We start from the raw sequence: 17,894 nt of genomic DNA on the forward strand, positions 1-17,894 counted from the left end.
ATCGGGTACCGATAGTGGTGCTACCCCGGGTTTTGTGGTTGATCAGGATGGACTGGTGCAATTCCCCTATGTCGGTCGGCTCAAGCTCTCTGGTCTGACCGAGGCACAAGCCCGCAGTCTGCTCACTGACAAGCTGGCGCGCTACGTCAAAAAACCCGATCTCACGCTACGTATTCAGGCTTTCCGCAGCAAGCGCATTTATCTGGATGGCGAAGTCAAAACGCCAGGCATCCAGAGTATCAACGACATCCCGATGACCTTGCCCGAGGCGATGAGCCGCGCAGGCGGTTTCTTGCTCACTGGCGACCAGAGCCAGATTAATGTCAGCCGCGCAGGCACAACGTATCAGATCAATCTTCCGCAACTGGTGGAACGAGGTATTAATCCATCCACTATTTTGTTGAAAAATGGCGATGCCATCCGCGTCATTTCGCGTGAAGAAAGCAAGGTCTTTGTATTGGGTGAAGTCACCCGTCCGACAACCTTGATGCTGCGCAACGGCAAGATGACGCTTAACGAAGCGCTGGGAGAAGCAGGCGGCCTCAATGAACTCACCAGCGAAGGTCGGCAGGTCTATGTGGTGCGCAACGCTTCTGATATGAATCCGATCGTGTATAACCTCGACGCCCGTTCGCCCATTGCGCTCGCTTTAGCAGAAAACTTTGAGCTCAAGGCCAAAGACGTGGTCTATGTCGATTCCTCCAAACTTGCTAATTGGAACCGTGTCATCAGCCTGATACTGCCGAGTGCACAATCGTTAACCAGTGCGGTGCAGTTGGTCAGATGATTAGCAACATACTGATTATTTGTATAGGTAATATCTGTCGCAGCCCGATCGCGGAAGGCTTGCTGAAGGTCGCCTTGCCGGGGAAAACGGTACGCTCAGCCGGTATCGGCGCCATGATCGGTTATCCAGCCGATCCATTGTCGGTCCAACTCATGCAAGAGCAGGGCATAGACATCGGCACACACCGTGCACAGAGTCTCTTGACCTGGATGGTGGGTGACGCCGACATCATCCTGGTCATGGATCTGGAACAAAAGCGCTTTATCGAACAAAAATACCCATCCTCCAAAGGCAAGGTATTCCGGTTAGGTGAATTTGGGCACTACGACATTCCCGACCCTTACCAAGAAGACCTGACCGTATTTCGACAGACCTATAGTCTGATTGCCCAAGGCGTTGACGCGGTTGTCGAGCGCATCGTACACATCAACTAAAGAGCATTTCACCTAATCGATGAATCAACCTATACAGCATTTAGTCCCCATCAACACCCAGGATGACGATGAAGTCGAGCTGGCAACCTATCTCGACATTCTTTTCGATAACCGCTGGCTCATCGTCAGCATCGCGCTGTTCATCACCCTGCTCGGCGCGGCCTATGCGTTTATCGCCAAGCCGATTTACGAAGCCAATATTCTCATTCAGGTAGAAGACAGCCCCAATTCGTCTAAGAACATATTGGGCGACATGGCATCGATGTTCGACGTTAAAACCGCCGCGACGTCCGAAATGGAAATCCTGCGTTCGCGCATGGTGGTATCGCGCGCGGTGGACAACTTGCGGCTCAACACCTCTGCGCGCCCGAAGCATTTTCCGGTCATTGGCGGCTGGCTGGCCGGACGCAATAAACAGCTCTCTGAACCGGGCCTGTTCGGTAGTGGCGGTTATGTATGGGGTGCGGAAAAAATTGATGTTTCCATCTTCAATGTGCCTGAATCGTTGGTGGGCGCTGAATTTGTTCTCACGGCAGAGGCCAACGGCCAATACAGCCTCACTGCAAGCCAGCATGACATTGCACTCAAAGGCCACGTAGGGACTGCGCTCACAGCAAACGTAGAGGGCGGCTCCATCGTCTTGCGGGTAGATAGTCTCTCTGCCAAACCCGGTGCGCAATTTTTGTTGACCAGTAGCTCCCGATTGGCGAGGATCGAGCGGTTGCAGAATGCAATGGTCATTGCCGAAAAAGGCAAGCAATCCGGCATCATCGGCATCACGCTCGAAGGTACTGACCCCGTATTAACGAGCAAGATCCTCAACGAAATTGGGCGTGAATACGTCCGTCAGAATGTCGAGCGCAAATCGGAAGAAGCCGAAAAATCTCTCAGCTTTCTCGACAAGCAACTGCCAGACCTGAAGCGCCAGCTAGAGCAGTCCGAAACCAAATTCAACCAGTTTCGTAATGTCAGCGGAACCGTCGATTTAGGTGAAGAAGCCAAGATGCTACTCACGCAATCCGTGAGTGTCCAAACCAAACTGCTTGAGCTGAAACAAAAAAGAGAAGAGCTGCTGATCCGCTTCACCACCGATCACCCCGCCGTAATGGGCATAGACAGCCAGATGAAAGAGATCAATGGCGAAATGCAGGACATTACTGCACGGATTAAAAAGCTGCCTTTAATCGAGCAAGATGTATTGCGCCTGACCCGCGACGTCAAACTCAATACCGATTTGTACACCGCGCTACTCAACAGCGCCCAACAATTGCGTCTGGTCAAGGCCGGTAAAGTAGGCAGCGTGCGTTTAGTCGATGCCGCCATGGTCCCCGAAAACCCAACCAAGCCAAACCGGCCTATCGTGATCGCGATTGCCTTGTTGATAGGACTATTTCTGGGCGTCATCAGCGCCTTTATCAAAAAATCCCTGTTTGGCGGCATCAGCGACGCCCACGAGATTGAGCAAATGCTGGGTTTGACCGTCTACGCCAACATCCCACACAGCAAGCGGCAAGACGTCTTGTATGAACAGGTGCTTGCCAAATCTTCGGAGCTGTCAATATTGGCACAAACCGACCCGACCGATACCGCGATCGAAAGCTTGCGCAGTTTCCGCACATCACTGCAATTTTCGATGTTGGACGCCAAAAACAATATCGTCTTGCTCACCGGCCCGACACCCGGCCTGGGTAAATCATTTGTCTCGGTGAATTTTGCGGCAGTGTTGGCAGCAGCTGGCAAAAAAGTCCTGCTCATTGACGCCGACTTGCGTAAAGGCTATCTCCACCAATACTTTGGATTGGCTCGGGAAAATGGACTGTCCGAACTCGTTGCTGGCTCATGTAGCCTGGAACAAGCCGTGCATAAGGGGTTGATCGAGAATGTCGACTTTATCGCCACCGGCAGCTTCCCACCCAACCCATCAGAGTTGTTGTTGCATGAAAATCTCGGCCTGTTACTGAAGACCGTATCCGACAACTATGACTACATCCTGATAGATACGCCCCCTATTCTGGCGGTGTCCGACACGCTCATCCTTGGTCCCTACGTTGGTGCAGTCTTCTTTGTCACGCGTGCAGGTCAGAGCACGATAGGCGACATCAAAGAGGCCATCAAGCGTTGCAGCCATACCGGCATTCCGGTCAAAGGCGTCATTTTTAATGACATCAAGCGCCGCGCAGGTAGTTATGGGTATGGTTACAAGTATGGAAAATATCGGTATACCCAATATAAATATTGAGTAGGGCGTGTTGAGATCTAACGTGATGAAGTATCGCTCAACCGTTCGGACTGAGTAGGCACAAAGTGCCGTATCGAAGATGTTCTGACGCATGCATATACTTTGATACGCCTTAAAAGACTACTCAGTACGAACGGATTTTTACCATTTCAATATCAATAGGCTCTATACCAAAACAAAAATAGTTATCTCTCGTCTGGGGGAGTTTAAAAATGAAAAGAATAAAGAAAAAACGCACTATCTTTAACTTGTCACGCCGCGCACGCCGTTATGTTTTTTTTTGTGGCCTCCTGATCGCGTTTGGCGTGACGGGTATTTTCGTTCTTACACAATGATATGTACTGCTAAGTCTGGTATTTTTCTACCACATCGGGATAACGTCTCATTCCCCCTGAACACAGAAGCCAAATGTTGAGTAAATTAATTATCAAGCAACCACTAAGCGCATTGAAAATTTCCCAGATATTTCTATTGCTAGGGATATTTGCCACCATCGCGCTGTTAGATTTTTATACCGGCTATCAGACCAGCATCTTTAGCATGTACGCGTTCCCCGTCGTTCTGACGGTCTGGTTTTTCAACGGTGCCATGGGGATGCTGGCCGTGGTATTGGCGGTGGCATTGTGGCTAATGACCTATCTGCTCGATGGCGGTCCTGTCAGGGGAACGGATCTGGCTTTGACCCTCATCAATCGTGGAACTCTGCTTTCATTTGTGGTCTTTAGCATCGTCCAAACCCGGCGTGCTGGCGAAGCGAAGCATCGCGCCATTCTCGATATTGTCAAAAATTTGACCATTTGCAGTGGTTGCTCACATGTATCTGACGATAAGCAAATATGGGAACCTACACCAGACTATATCGAACGGCGAACGGGCATCAGAGCCAATGTAGCGTATTGCACGCAATGTGCCCGCCGCCACTACGCGAATGCACATACTTGCAATAGATCCGTCTCAAAATAAGTCTCACACCAAGCCTGACATCTAAAATAAAGAAAGATAAAAATGGGCTTTCGTATCCTTCATGCAATTGCATCCGTCAATCCGGTAGGGGGGGGGCCGTTTGAAGGGATGTGTCAGTTATCCCGCGAAAACACACGTTGTGGACACACGGTCGAAGTCGTTTCGCTCGACAATCCTGATGATCCATGGGTCCTCGCATGTGAGTTGCCCTGTCATGCGTTAGGACCGACAAGACTCGGGAAATATGGATATTCCCCACGTCTCATACCCTGGTTACGAGAAAATGCTCACCGCTACGATGCCGTCATCGTCAACGGCATCTGGAATTACATATCGTTCGGTATCTGGCGTGCGCTAGCCAACAGCAAGACACTGTATTTTGTTTTCACGCACGGCATGCTGGACCCGCATTTTAAACACCGCTATCCATTGAAACACCTCAAGAAATGGCTCTACTGGCCATGGGCCGAATACCGAGTCTTGCGCGATGCGACCGCCGTATTCTTTACCTGTGAAGAAGAGCGCCGCCTGGCACGACAATCATTTTGGCTCTATCGCGCCGATGAATTTGTCGTCAACTACGGCACCGCTGGTGCGGTCGGGGATGCCGAAGCACAGCACACCCTATTCCTAAAACAGTTTCCGCATCTGGCCACCAAGCGCTGCCTGTTGTTTCTGGGTCGCGTTCATGAGAAAAAGGGAACCGATCTGACCTTGCATGCGCTGGCAAAGTGCTTGCACGAACTACCAACCGAACGCACGGCCAATCTGCATCTGATCATCGCCGGTCCGGACGACGGCGACTACGCCAATAGCATGAAGGCGCTGTCGAAAAAGCTCGGCATTGAAGACCGGATCACCTGGACTGGCATGCTGGGGGGAGATCTGAAATGGGGCGCTTTTTATGCAGCGGATGTATTTGTGCTCAATTCGCATCAGGAAAATTTTGGCATTGCTGTGAGCGAAGCACTGTCGGCTAGTCTGCCCACTTTAATTACAAACAAGGTCAACATCTGGCGTGAAATTCAACAGGCGCAAGCCGGGTTTGTTGATAACGATGACGCCGCCGGATCATACCGGCTGTTATGCCGTTGGCTGGAAACTTCGCCGGAGGATTGGGATGCAATGCGTAAAGCGGCCAGAGAGTGTTTTGTTGCTCGCTTCCATATTTCGCGATCAGCTGAATCATTTGTTGATGCGATGGCGGTGTATGGGATGCGGCCTATGGCTAAGAAATTGGGGCCGATGCTCTTTAAGTAGTCTTTTTAAATCGTTTAGTTAGTGATGCCATTCGACAGTACCGCTCAGGTTTTTATGATCATGCTATTGCAGGCGGATGTATAACGATAAACGGGGTAGCGATGCCAGTGGCGCGCTGGCCTCTAATTTGACTATTTCACAGGTTAAAGAATTACTAGTAGTAAAGATGTTTATCGCAGACGTTGCTTGATCGCGAATCTTCGTCTGGAAATCAATACTCTAAAACAAAAATAAAATGACCTTAATTCGTGAACACTAAATTAACTCCTGGGGGCAATTTATGAGAAGAGCGCAACATAGTTACTTTAAACCGTTAGCTTTGGCACGTGCATTATTCCGCCAGATACTACATATCGCCAGGCATAAAATTGCCTTGATGTTAGCCAGAAAGACAGCCCCTCTCCAAGCGTGTTACTTTCATCCGGGCTTTCCGCATCCTTATTCCGTCGTCTACCGAATGTTTCATATTCTTGGTGTACCGATGAAACGAGGAATCCCCGACCATGACAAGAACCAACTGGGTTTTTTGTGGAAAGACGATACTTTTGTCGAGCCACATTCGTGCGAATACTTGATTAATGGCGCTTGTACCGATATTTCGAAGCAATATGTTGAGGTGGTTCACAAAAAAATATTTGGTTATTCGCTTGAAGTCGATCCTCTGACATATGCGGGGACGATGGTATGTAAATCAAATCTGAATGGCGCTCACGACGGCGTTGAATTCACCGGACCAATCAAGATACTTTCTCCAGACAGTGTTTATCAACTCGTTGTAGATAGCCGTGGTCCTGATGAACACGTTATGCCCGGAAATGTATGCGACATGCGTGTTGTAATACTTGATGGTGTACCAGTATTTTCTTATCTGAAATTTCGTCCGAAAAAAATACGCTTTTCGAACTTAAATTCGAGTATCAAGATCGTCACGATAGAATCGATTTTTGAACAGAGAGAAGTCGCGCAGGTTTTCGCGTTCTGTAAGGAGTTCGGACTGGATTATGGTGAGATCGATATAGTCCGAGATTTCAGCAGTAACAGGATATACATTCTGGATGTTAATAAAACACCATTAGGTCCACCAAATGGTTTGTCTCAAGAGGACCATGCCATCGCCTTGCAGCTATACCGGAAGGAATTCATGACCTGGATTGAAAATCGTAAGGCCACAAAAGGATGTTGTTGAAGACTGACTCGAATTCTTGCTGAACGGGAGTTTGAAGGGTTGCATATGTAAAGGATGGGAATGCTATTTGCGCACGGATTCTTAGAAGCTGTCTTGAAATAATTTCATCTTAGTTTGGCAAGAGTAATACGCAACATCGCGATTCTCACGATATTTTCAGCAGTGGCAGTCAGAATTTCGACGTCCTTAGCGAGGCGTCGAAATCCGCCAAGCCAAGCAAAAGTACGTTCCACAATCCACCGAATAGGCAGCACAGCAAAGACATCTTTAATCTTGGTGGAAATGTTCAATTTCAACTTTAACGTTTCCTCAACAAATGTCACTGATGTACCGCGATAACCAGCATCTCCAGAAAAAGCTTTGATCGTGCAATATTTTTCTGCTACACGCTCGAATACGGGAACACCTGCTTTCGTATCGTGTTCATTGGCTTTATGCCCTCGAACATGCAACAAATTACCCAATGTATCAACGATGATGTGACGCTTTCTGCCTTTCACTTTTTTACCGCCATCGATCCCTCTGTCCTCGCTGGCGTAGATGGTTTTGACGCTTTGTGAGTCAATAATTCCATAGCTTGGCGCAGCTCTTTTTTTTGGGAAAGGTGATATTGGCTATTCAATTTATCCAGCGCACTTTCCCAGGCACCTGTTTTATTCCAATGACTAAAATGACCATAGACCGTTTTCCAAGGAGGTAAATCCTTCGGTATCATCCGCCACTGACAACCACTTTTCACCACGTACAAAATCGCATTAACTATCGCTTTCTTGTCATGCTTAGCTTTGCGGCCACGCGGATCGCTTGGTTTGAAATAGCCTTCTAACAGCGCCCATTCTTCGTCTTTCAAGTCACTTTGATACACAGCTTTTCCAAAAAATCTAAAAACTTGATTTTTACATAGAAATTATTTCAAGACAGCTTCTTACTATTGCGATTCCTCTATAAAATTACGCAGTCTCTCGCAATACTCTATCGAATTTTGACAAAATTTTGTCGATTCCCAGATGGGACTTTGCATATTCGTATCCTGCCAGTCCCAACTTTTGCCGTTGTACTGGATTGCGTCCCAGCCCTCCAATCGCCGCTGCAAAAGCGTCTGCATCCCCCGGTGTCACTACCACGCCGCAGGATTGCAGCACACGACCCAGTTCGGTATCCGCATGCGCAGTCGCTACCACTGCGCGTCCACTTGCCAGCATCCCGGTCAGCTTGGAGGGCATCACCAAATCAGCCGCATCCGCTCGTTGCGGCAGCAGATGAATATCCGCCAGACCGAGCAAATCATTGAGACGATCTAGCGGTTGCAAGTTCAGAAAGCGCACATTCGGCAACCCATGCGCCAATCGCATCAATTCCGCCTTGCCAGCACCATTGCCACAAAATACGAAGTGCAGCGTCGTCTGGTCGCACAACAAATGCGCCGCCTCGGCCATGATCTCCAGCCCCTGCTTGCCGCCCATATTGCCGGAATATAGGGCTACCACCGCATCCTCAGGAATGCCCAATTCGGCGCGATAGCTACTCGGCACAGTCAAAGGCCAGATCGCATTGAGGTCTATCCAGTTAGGAAAATGCACTTGCCTGTCCGTTGCCACCCCTTTCGCAGCAGCGCGTGCCAGCATGCTGTCAGAAATCGTGGACACCCAATCAAAACGTCGCATCAGCCAGCGCTCCAGTCCAGTCACCAGCCGCCGCGCCAACTTGCCCTGTAACAACCCCAACGCAAAGGCAGCGTCCACTTCATAGTCCTGCACATGCAACCACGCCCGCGCCCCGGTCAGACGCGCCACGCAGAGCGCCATCGGCGCACAAAACAGTGGCGGCTCCACCACCCACACCACATCCGGCCGCCATGCCAGTTGGCACAGCATCAACGGCAAGCTGGACAGCGCAAAACTGGCCAGATGGATGAGCCGCTTCAGCCCGGACGGTTTTGCAGGAACCCACAACGGTGCGCGCCAGACCCGCACGCCATTCCAGATTTCGTGGGTGTAGCGTGTGCCGCGAAACTCGGGCCAGACCTGCCAATCGGGATAGTAGGGTGGAGCGGTTACTACGCGGACTTCATGTCCTGCTGCGGCCAGCCAAGTCGCCATTTCACCGGTGTATTTGCCGATACCGGTTAGTTCGGGGGCGAAGTTGATGCCGTAGAGGAGGATTTTCAAGCGAAGGTCTTTTCTGTAATGCGTGGTTTGACTGGTTTGGCAGGGGAGCCAAAGCACACCATCCCTGCTGGCATATCGTGAAATACCGAGCTACGCGCACCGATAACCGCCTCCGCACCGATTGTGACGCCGGGGGCAATGAATACATCTGCAGCAACCCACGCCTGTTCGCCTATGGTGATTTTGCAAGCACGGATAGGGAAGTCTTGCTGAGCATAGTCATGGTCGGCCGCGCATAGATAGCTGGACTGCGATACCACCGCATGGGAACCGATATCGATCTCACCCAAGCTATACAACACCACATCGTCGCCGATCCATGCATAGTCGCCAATTTTTACTTTCCATGGATAAGTGACGGTCACGCTGGGGCGGATGACGACATGCTGACCGACCTGCGCTCCGAAGCAACGAAGCAACCAGCGACGAAAGCCGTAGGCGACTTGGGGTGACCAGTGAAAAAGTGTAGCCTGTACTAGCCACCATAATTGAACCGTTATTGCGGAGCGCCCACGGAAATGAACCGGCAAGCGAAAGCGAGAAAGATCCTGTATTAACACATATACCTCTGAATAATCTTAACTAACCAAAGCATTGACAGCTCTGCAGCAGACACAAAAACAACGAACGACCAAAAATCAATGAGTTCTGCAGCTCGTCTAACCATTTTGATTGCATGTTTATTTGCCACCTCTCTTATACTCTCGCACCTTGAGCTAATCAGGAGAGTGAGGTTCCCTCGATATTTCGTCTGCCATGAGATGGAATTTATGCGGCCAGTTTTTCCTGAAGTTGAGCGTCTCTCCAATCGTCAAGATACTGGATTGGTGAGCGATACCCCAGTGTGGAATGCTGGCGAGTGCGATTATAAAAGACTTCAATATAGTCGAAGCTGGCTGCCTTCATTTCTGCATGGGTAACGTAACGCAGGCCATGATATCGCTCATTCTTAAAACTATTAAACCAGCTCTCAGTGGGCGCATTGACGCTCCTATGTCAAGAAATCTTCGCTGCTCCTGCCAAATCGGCAAGAATGAGTGGGTAGAGCTCACGAATAATATAGCGCTTTAAACACCGTTGAATTTCTTTCGCCGAGAGTCCCTCAGCGGTACGACGCGCCACGTAAGCACGCGTGCGTGGCTCACTGCGCATTCGCACCATAGCAATCGTCCATAAAGCGTTGTTTGCTGATCGGTCACCACCACGATTGAGCCGGTGCCGAATGGTTTTTCCTGACGATGCCGGTAACGGACTGGTACCGCATAAAGCAGCAAGCGCTGCTTCGCTGCGTAGTCGTTCAGGGTTATCTCCGGCAACAGCAATCAACGTGGCCGCAGTTTGTGGTCCTACCCCAAACTGCTCTCTCAAAGGTACTGTCAACTTAACGAAAAGTCAGAAAATTTTACGACTGAAAGTGGGTAACTCGTTACTATCCTTCAAAAATTTTCAATTTCAGTACTAGAAAAGTTCATGAAAACCACGAAAAGTGGGAAACTTTAAAAACCAGTTCCTTAAGTTGACAGTACCATTCAGGCAATGAAAAAGTTGCAGGAGAACAAGCCGGAATTATTTGTTAAACGCATCTATAACCAAGCGGGTCCGGACACCTATTGAGCTGTCTGTTTTTATTAGACCACGACATAGAGCTAAAAAATAACTATTTTTGACATATATAAAATGAATAACCACTATCTTCTTTAAATATAAAATTAAAAATCCCATTTCTAATTTTTTCACTGGAAAATTTACAATGAGAATATTCATAAATATTTTTTTGTGATTTAATCAAATCAATGTTAGTAGGAAGATATTCGCGACCAATGCAATTTTTCATTGATGAAGTTAAAGAAGGAGTAAATTTATCGGGAGAAATCAATACTGCAAAAAATGGAGGAACCTTGCAATATGTAATATTATTTTTGTCAAAATTATTAATAATATCTAACGCACTCTGAGATTTTGCGCCGTACTGCACACTACTATTGATATCGCGCATATTTCCTAAAGTAATTCCTAGCAATGCGGAAATTAAAGTGACATATAAAAATAATAATATTAATATATTAAAATTTTCATTTAAATAATTTAATTTTTTACTTTCTTTATAATCATAAACCATTAAATTAAAAATGAATACTGAAAATAAAGGAATTATATTATAGTAGGTTGGAGGAACTTTTAATGCATAAAAATAGACTATTGGAAGAATAAATATTATTTTTTTATTTTTCAAAGAAAAAATTAGGAGTGATAAAAAAAATAAAATTCCAAAAAATGGGAAAAAATCACTTTTTATATAATATGTAAAAAAATCACCGTCATTTCTTATTGAAAAAGATTTTCCTTGCGAAATTAGTCCTTTAATTAAATCAATAATGGGAAATGGATAAAAGTATAAAATTATTAAATTAATAAATATAAAAAATACAATTATTATTGTCCATTTTCCTAAATTAAGATTTATATCATTTTTTTTATAAGCCAAAAATGAAAATATTATATAAATAATAAATATAGTTGGTTGGGTCCATGCCAATATTGAAATTAGCAACGTCCAAGCGACAGGTCTTTGAATGTGACGAAAGTATTCGGCAAATAAACATATCAAAATAGCTAATACTTCCGGACGAAAACCTTGCTTTACTTGCAAAGAAAAACATATTGTTGCTAATATAATAGAATTTATTAAACCAATTTTATTTCTAAATATTAATAATATTAAAAATAAAGTTGAAATTTCAATTATGGTTAAAGCAAAATAATTCCCAGAATTTTTACAATTAAAATTTAGAAATCCCAGTAAAGCCGGTTGCATTATTCCATGCCATATATACCTTGAATGTCCGCTTGGATCGACTGAAAATATAGGATTTTGGAAAATTCCATCACTGCAGTAGTTAATAGATAAAGGAGCAAAAAGAGCGCTATCTCCAACTGGAGCTGGAAATTGCCAAACAATATTGAAATAAATTTTTATAAATATGTTTAATAAAATTATTGCAAATATAATACCTGTTAATATATACAAATATTTTTTTTTAGTTATTTTCATGATGATTTCAAAAGCAATTTAAGCAATACTATGGAATGATAAATTTATTAAAGATAAACTTATGGACGCAAATAATTAAATTGGATTAAACCGTTTTAAGGTTAGCTTAAACAACTGAGCTTTTCGAATATTTAGGAACGTATCAAAGGCTTAACCTAAACATAAATAATTATTTCAAGAAGCGTATATTTTTGTTAAGGTTATTAGAATCTGCGAATTGTGAATGTTGTGAAATTTGGCTATAATTATTGTTTGTAACTACTTTTTTGTCGATTTTCCGTAATCTATGTTTGTCGCCTAAATTAGTAATAATTTAATTGCCTCTATTTTTATTTCATTTTTATGCTCTAATCCAAGCCTTAGATTCAGATTAATATGAAGTCTCAAAAAGTAAACTTATTTTGTGCCGCAGTAGCTCTTTGAATATTTTATTTAGGCGATTTCATAAGCTAAATTTCGTTGAGTCAAGATAGTGAAAATTGTCAAAAATTTATGCGTCAACTCATGATGTTTTCTATATTATTTTTAGTTCATCTCGTTATGGATTTAATCAAAGCTTGTTCTTTAGAACCGATTGGTGGGTAGTACATTGCTAACGTTCGGGACAACCCCGTTTTGCTGTTTGATAAACTTGCTCACGGTGGCTTAATACCGCTGTATTTCACCGACACATGGCGCTGTGTCGGTGTAACGAATTTCAATCCGTTATTTTTTCTGGTGGTTATACCACTGCACAAATTGCAGTTTCCAGTCCCGAGCCTGAGCTGCATTATGGAATGGCTTGCTCAGATAGTTTGCTCAATACTTATAGATTAGAAACAAGTACCGGGTGAAAGCATTGTCATTACTCTTAAGGGGTCTTCTACTCTCACCGCTGTGCCAGATTCAAGCTAACAAAACCAACCTTCGATCAGTGCTGCTAGTAATTCATAAAAGCTGTTCCCGCAATAGTTGCTTTAATATTTTTAATTAAAAATTAGAAAGTATGCGACGAAGTATAAAAAAAACTAAAAAATAGCGAAAATTTCAAATGATAAATTTAAAATTAAAGATAAATTTAATTTGAAAAAATCTATGTTCAGACTTTATTCACCTAAGTAGTTTCTAATAATGTTTATGATAACTATCTGCCCTATCGTGCGATCTGTCGCTTTTCCGCTATTAGCAGAGTTCTCCCTAGATTGTACTCCGCACCTTACGATGCATTTCTATAGGCTTGTCCTCTATTTACAATAAATTTTACGGACTATTTAACTAAAAAAGTTTTCATATTCTTTGGTATATATATCGATCAATAAAGTTAGCTGCCAGAGGTAACAGCTGACGATAAACGAAAGGTTTTTGTGCGGTGCCATCGAGCATGGCTTCAATGCCAAACCGTGGTGACCCATCACGTAATCCCCATTTCCCAGAAAATCCGGAATAACTGGCTGCAGCGACTATCCAGAAGAATGCGAAAAGCAAAAGCACCGACATGCAGCGTGCATGGGCGGCTGCCTGAACTGCACCGTTCAAGCGGGCAAAAGGGGAGGTGATTTTCAGGCGTATTATCAGCTTTTTCCGACCAGGAATACACCAGCACAGATCAGCGCTACCCCGCCTGTGCGCAGCAGCGTGACCTGTTCTCCTGCCAGCAAACCGATGATCACGGTCAGTCCGAAACCCAGGCCGACCAGCGGATAAGCCTTGCTGACATCCCATTTGGCAAGCACCCCGAGCCATACAATCGCTCCCAGTCCATACAGGCAGAAACCGCCCAGTACGAAGCCGTTGGACAGTACGGTGAAAACGGTACGCACAGCCAGTGGCTGTGCCATGACTGCTTTCACTTCTGCGCCGGACATGCCGGCTTTCAGCGAAAACTGGGCAAACACGGAAAGTGCGATGCTCAGCAGCGCGGTAAATAAAGTATTCACAGTGTTATGCCCAGTACAAAAAATGTGCGATCAGCATCAAAATGCCCATCACTATGATGGTGACCCGGCTGACCGGGTCTTTGAATGCATGGATGACAGGGTCATCATGCATTTCTCCGCGTGACGTCTTGATCCAGAGACGGGCCAGCCAGTAATTCAAGCCGATTGCCACCAGCCACAACAACTTTGGTGTCGCGTAATGCGCCTGGGTTTCGGGAGCGCTGATGAACAGTCCGAACACGACCACGGCCGATACGGCAGACGCCACACCCAGTGGCCACAATATGACCAGATCGGTCACTTTATAGTCACGGCCATGCGCGGCTGCTTTGCCGATCTGATTCAGCGTGACCAGTTCGGAGCAGCGTTTTACCAATGCCAGACTCAAAAAAATGAATATTGAAAACGCCAGCAGCCAGAAACTGGTGACTATGCCGATCGCCACCGCGCCGGCCAGGATGCGCAGGGTGTACAGCAGCGAGAGCATGATTACGTCGATCAGTACAAATTTCTTGAGTACCCATGTATAGGCACTGGTCAGTACGACGTACAGCAGCAGCATCAAAAAGAAGGGCTGGGATACTGCAAAAGCCAGCACCAGCGCTATCACCAGCAAACAGATGGCGACAGCCAGTCCATGCAGGATCGGTATCCGGGCGCTGGCGAACGGTCGTTTCTTTTTGCGCGGATGGGCGCGGTCACTTTCCAGATCCAGCAGATCGTTGACAATATAAGTTGCAGATGCAGCCAGTGAAAAGGCCAGGAAAGCGACCGTGATGGTCGCCAGCTTGCCGCTATCCATGAATGAAAATGCAGTTAATAACGGGACCAGCAACAGCAGATTTTTCAACCAGTGGTGAACCCGCAATGCCTTTGCCCAGGTGGAAAGTTGGACTGGTTGTTTCGGGAACTCCTGCTCGACCGGCGTCTGTTGCCGGACTAGCTTGGTCACGCTGACAGGGGTACCGACCAAAATCGCTGCATGCGCCGCATTCCATACCGGAATATCGGCGTGGCTGTCGCCGGCATATACGAATGGAGTGCCAAGTTTTTCCTGTATTGCTTCCAGTTTCGCCTGGCCTTTGAGATTGCGGCCGGCGTCAGTAGCCAGCACGTCATCGAATAGCGCAAGGTGGGTCGATACGCCTTTTGCGATGGATGAGTGTGCTGCTGTGGCCAGAATGATCTGGCGTCCCTTGCTCTTTTCACTGCGAAGATATGCCAGAAAGTCTTCGTGGTAAGGCAGGTGCGCAGCGGAAAGGGTAGTGCGAGCGGAAACTTCTTCCTTGAATGCTGCACGTCCTTTCATCAGCCAGAACGGCAAACGCAGTAAGTTCAGGGGCGAGCGCTTGACCAGCTGGATCACTGCTTCAACCAGCGTATCGGTCGGTGTCAGGGTACCGTCGAGGTCAACTACCAAGGGCCATCGGCTGGCCAGATCGAAAGGAGCAGATGCGTTACTGGTTAACGCCTGACTTAGAAAATGCTTCATAAATTTGTAAACTTGAAAAAGTAATTTTTTTTATGGTGTTTACCATGACGTGTGCAATATACAAATACGTATTATTTAAAGTCTGTGAAACTTTTGAATAAAAAATAATTCTTAAAAGTAGCTATATGGTACAGGGCAAATGTTGTCGCCGCATTAATTTTTAAGTGCGTGTATTCTTATTGGGACTGTCAACTTAACGAAAAGTCAGAAAATTTTACGGTACTGTCAACTTAAGGAACTGGTTTTTAAAGTTTCCCACTTTTCGTGGTTTTCATGAACTTTTCTAGTACTGAAATTGAAAATTTTTGAAGGATAGTAACGAGATACCCACTTTCAGTCGTAAAATTTTCTGACTTTTCGTTAAGTTTGACAGTACCAACGTAACTAATGCAGTAATATTAACGGGTATCTTATTACTCGCCCCGCAGCAATGTTTGGATGTAATTGACCTAGCTTAATATTATTATGTGCCATCACTAATTACTTGTAATGCCTTTACAGATGAGGTTCTAATAGGGCCGCCACCTTGGGGATGATGGTTAGGATAGCGTGGAGGATATTTCGGTGCATAATTAAATGACGTAGCCGGTTTTGCGATTAAAGTAAGCAGCATCCTGTTTAAGTTTTTTTATAGGGCGAGCAGGGTTACCCGCATAAAGTTGATACTCTTCGCTATATTTTTTATTCAGCACGGAACCTGCACCTAGTACAGAGAAATTTGGCAAGCAAGAATTAGACAAGATAATTGATGAAGTTCCTATGAAAGCATAATCTCCAATGACAACAGGTCCACTCCGCTGGCGAGATTCTTCTATGGAAATACTATGGGTTAATATCTGACTCCTAAACCCGGCAAAGGTCGAAAAGCGACCAATAGTGACTGTATCTGTACAGTCAATTAAGTGTCGATTGGTAATCGCCGCATGCTCACCAAGTATTAACTTAGGTGATCGATTGATCTGATCAGAAAAGTGAACCGATTTTGTATTTGGTGGAAAACCTGACACCCAATTTAAACGCCCAATTGATGCTGATTCACCAAGCGTAACTTCCGCAGCACCTTTAATGACATTCAGGTGCCCGATTTTGGCATTTTTGCACATCACCAAAAGATCGGGTAATACAAGTGAAAACCCTACTCTTGCACTGGGGTCAATCTGGTAATGAAAAAACCGTTGGTATATGAGTTTCTTTATACGCCAAGGCATAAAACACGCAACTATCGCAAAGATAATTTTTAACATTTAGCACCACCCGTTGCGTGCGTATATGCAGACAGATAACTGCTCGCCATGTTCTGTTTAGAAAATCGCTTAAGATTCTCAAAACCTCTGTGTCTTATCGACTCCAAATCGTTTAATGATTCGATGATCTTGTTAGCAGCGATATGCTCATCTAGTGGATCTACATAAATTGCGCCATCACCGCCAACCTCTGTCATCGGCAGTATATGACTAGTGAATACAGGACAGCCGCATGCTTGTGCTTCGATAATTGGCCAACCAAAACCTTCTTGTAATGAAGGGAAAATAAGACCGACGGCACCGCTATACAGTGCTCTTAGCATTTTGTGAGGTGTATTTTGAATCGAGAGTACAGAATCACCGAGTTCATTATCGATTGATAACCTTATCATTTCTTCAGAAAGAGGCGGCCCAACGAATAGCAATTTAAAGTTTGTATCAGGATAAAGACGCTTGATGACATTGAATATCTTAAGGATGAATAGCCTATTTTTCCGAGGCAAGTCAGACCCCACATGGATTAAATATTTTGTGCCTACAGATAATTCCGTTTGCTGGACTGCTTCTTTAATAGCGAGATAGTCATCTGGAAAAAAATCATCATTGAGAGAATTCAACGCGACAGAAATATTAGCGCCATTCCAACCAAGATTTTGTAAATGCGATTTCGTGTACTCTGAGACACAAACAACAGCAGCAGCTTGTTTGAGTCCTTGGAATATCAGCCATTGAAATATTTTTCCCATAAAACCTACGCTCCATCCAGGGATCATATTTCTTGCCGCTTCGATAGCCAATACATCGTGGCAGGTTATAACGATGGGAATATTTTTGAGAGTCAGCGCGTACATCGCATTTGAGTGATCGCAAATATGAACAAGATCAAATTTTTTTGCTTCCCTTCTTAAGGCACGCGGGAAAATGATGAATTTGTCGATATAGCCGATCCACTTCCAAAATCCCGATGGCTTTCTATTATTTGAAAGTAAGCATGCGGTTGGATTAAGTATTTTGACAATATGTCCATCCTCAACTAAACAATGTTCCATCATCCTTGCAAAGGCTGTCATGCTTTTTTGCTGATCTTGTGGATAGTTCCCCACTAAAAGAATACGTAGACTCATTATTAATTCCGGGAAATATGATTCAGTTC

At 45.4% G+C, this 17,894-nt stretch carries 16 protein-coding genes and 2 pseudogenes; 6 read left to right on the forward strand and 12 right to left on the reverse strand.

From position 1 onward, the window contains the following. From ACVBEF_RS13370 to ACVBEF_RS13395, 6 genes are all read left to right on the forward strand, one after another. Nucleotides 1–787: SLBB domain-containing protein (locus ACVBEF_RS13370; RefSeq protein WP_447124440.1), on the forward strand; the 787-nt coding region annotated here is incomplete at its 5' end. Then, on the forward strand, nt 784–1,221 hold the full coding sequence (locus ACVBEF_RS13375) for a low molecular weight protein-tyrosine-phosphatase (protein WP_447124441.1): 438 nt from the start codon (nt 784–786) through the stop codon (nt 1,219–1,221). The genes ACVBEF_RS13370 and ACVBEF_RS13375, both read left to right, overlap by 4 nt. 19 nt (nt 1,222–1,240) lie before the next feature. Beyond that, a complete protein-coding gene (locus tag ACVBEF_RS13380) occupies nt 1,241–3,460 on the forward strand; it encodes a polysaccharide biosynthesis tyrosine autokinase (RefSeq protein ID WP_447124442.1) in 2,220 nt (739 codons plus the stop codon). 411 nt (nt 3,461–3,871) lie between these two features. Then, nucleotides 3,872–4,423 carry a hypothetical protein gene (locus tag ACVBEF_RS13385; protein WP_447124443.1) on the forward strand — a complete coding sequence of 184 codons (552 nt, stop codon included), beginning with the start codon at nt 3,872–3,874 and terminating at the stop codon, nt 4,421–4,423. 42 nt (nt 4,424–4,465) lie between these two features. After that, the gene (locus ACVBEF_RS13390) at nt 4,466–5,683 is read left to right on the forward strand and encodes a glycosyltransferase (protein ID WP_447124444.1); all 1,218 of its coding nucleotides are present in this window, start codon (nt 4,466–4,468) and stop codon (nt 5,681–5,683) included. A gap of 280 nt (nt 5,684–5,963) precedes the next feature. Beyond that, nucleotides 5,964–6,869 carry a hypothetical protein gene (locus ACVBEF_RS13395; protein WP_447124445.1) on the forward strand — a complete coding sequence of 302 codons (906 nt, stop codon included), beginning with the start codon at nt 5,964–5,966 and terminating at the stop codon, nt 6,867–6,869. A gap of 104 nt (nt 6,870–6,973) precedes the next feature. Here the strand turns inward: ACVBEF_RS13395 and ACVBEF_RS13400 are convergent, their stop codons facing one another. The 12 genes and pseudogenes from ACVBEF_RS13400 to ACVBEF_RS13455 all read right to left on the reverse strand — a co-directional run bounded on the left by ACVBEF_RS13400 (nt 6,974) and on the right by ACVBEF_RS13455 (nt 17,865). Further along, on the reverse strand, nt 6,974–7,480 hold the full coding sequence (locus ACVBEF_RS13400) for a transposase (RefSeq protein WP_447124462.1): 507 nt from the start codon (nt 7,478–7,480) through the stop codon (nt 6,974–6,976). Further along, entirely contained in the window at nt 7,366–7,734 is a 369-nt protein-coding gene (locus ACVBEF_RS13405; protein WP_447124446.1) for a transposase, read from the reverse strand. The genes ACVBEF_RS13400 and ACVBEF_RS13405 overlap by 115 nt, the downstream gene beginning before the upstream one ends. An 85-nt stretch (nt 7,735–7,819) precedes the next feature. Continuing rightward, nucleotides 7,820–9,037: a WcaI family glycosyltransferase gene (locus ACVBEF_RS13410; protein ID WP_447124447.1), complete on the reverse strand. Its 1,218-nt coding sequence runs from the start codon at nt 9,035–9,037 to the stop codon at nt 7,820–7,822. Beyond that, nucleotides 9,034–9,597: a WcaF family extracellular polysaccharide biosynthesis acetyltransferase gene (locus ACVBEF_RS13415; RefSeq protein WP_447124448.1), complete on the reverse strand. Its 564-nt coding sequence runs from the start codon at nt 9,595–9,597 to the stop codon at nt 9,034–9,036. The genes ACVBEF_RS13410 and ACVBEF_RS13415 overlap by 4 nt, the downstream gene beginning before the upstream one ends. A gap of 208 nt (nt 9,598–9,805) precedes the next feature. Next, nucleotides 9,806–10,021: pseudogene (locus tag ACVBEF_RS13420) on the reverse strand (IS3 family transposase); the annotation flags it as partial. 12 nt (nt 10,022–10,033) lie between these two features. After that, nucleotides 10,034–10,405 (reverse strand): annotated as a pseudogene (locus ACVBEF_RS13425) (transposase); the annotation flags it as partial. Between the two features lie 289 nt (nt 10,406–10,694). Further along, nucleotides 10,695–12,089 (reverse strand): hypothetical protein, encoded by a 1,395-nt coding sequence (locus tag ACVBEF_RS13430; protein ID WP_447124449.1) that lies wholly within the window; start codon nt 12,087–12,089, stop codon nt 10,695–10,697. Nucleotides 12,090–13,355: 1,266 nt separating this feature from the next. Further along, nucleotides 13,356–13,604: a hypothetical protein gene (locus tag ACVBEF_RS13435; RefSeq protein WP_447124450.1), complete on the reverse strand. Its 249-nt coding sequence runs from the start codon at nt 13,602–13,604 to the stop codon at nt 13,356–13,358. A 35-nt stretch (nt 13,605–13,639) separates the two neighbouring features. Next, a complete protein-coding gene (locus tag ACVBEF_RS13440) occupies nt 13,640–14,005 on the reverse strand; it encodes a hypothetical protein (protein ID WP_447124451.1) in 366 nt (121 codons plus the stop codon). 4 nt (nt 14,006–14,009) lie between these two features. Continuing rightward, a complete protein-coding gene (locus tag ACVBEF_RS13445) occupies nt 14,010–15,497 on the reverse strand; it encodes a UbiA family prenyltransferase (protein ID WP_447124452.1) in 1,488 nt (495 codons plus the stop codon). Nucleotides 15,498–16,069: 572 nt separating this feature from the next. Beyond that, nucleotides 16,070–16,741, reverse strand: coding sequence for an acyltransferase (locus ACVBEF_RS13450; protein ID WP_447124453.1), 672 nt, complete (start codon nt 16,739–16,741; stop codon nt 16,070–16,072). Next, nucleotides 16,735–17,865: a glycosyltransferase family 4 protein gene (locus ACVBEF_RS13455; RefSeq protein ID WP_447124454.1), complete on the reverse strand. Its 1,131-nt coding sequence runs from the start codon at nt 17,863–17,865 to the stop codon at nt 16,735–16,737. The genes ACVBEF_RS13450 and ACVBEF_RS13455 overlap by 7 nt, the downstream gene beginning before the upstream one ends. Nucleotides 17,866–17,894: the final 29 nt, after the last annotated feature.

This window comes from Glaciimonas sp. GG7 (assembly GCF_052976905.1).

Bases quoted from the DNA above. Each gene is read 5' to 3' on its own strand.
- ACVBEF_RS13375 (WP_447124441.1), top strand. From the start codon at position 784: ATGATTAGCAACATACTGATTATTTGTATAGGTAATATCTGTCGCAGC.
- ACVBEF_RS13380 (WP_447124442.1), top strand. From the start codon at position 1,241: ATGAATCAACCTATACAGCATTTAGTCCCCATCAACACCCAGGATGAC.
- ACVBEF_RS13390 (WP_447124444.1), top strand. From the start codon at position 4,466: ATGGGCTTTCGTATCCTTCATGCAATTGCATCCGTCAATCCGGTAGGG.
- ACVBEF_RS13395 (WP_447124445.1), top strand. From the start codon at position 5,964: ATGAGAAGAGCGCAACATAGTTACTTTAAACCGTTAGCTTTGGCACGT.
- ACVBEF_RS13430 (WP_447124449.1), bottom strand. From the start codon at position 12,089: ATGAAAATAACTAAAAAAAAATATTTGTATATATTAACAGGTATTATA.
- ACVBEF_RS13445 (WP_447124452.1), bottom strand. From the start codon at position 15,497: ATGAAGCATTTTCTAAGTCAGGCGTTAACCAGTAACGCATCTGCTCCT.
- ACVBEF_RS13450 (WP_447124453.1), bottom strand. From the start codon at position 16,741: ATGTTAAAAATTATCTTTGCGATAGTTGCGTGTTTTATGCCTTGGCGT.
- ACVBEF_RS13455 (WP_447124454.1), bottom strand. From the start codon at position 17,865: ATGAGTCTACGTATTCTTTTAGTGGGGAACTATCCACAAGATCAGCAA.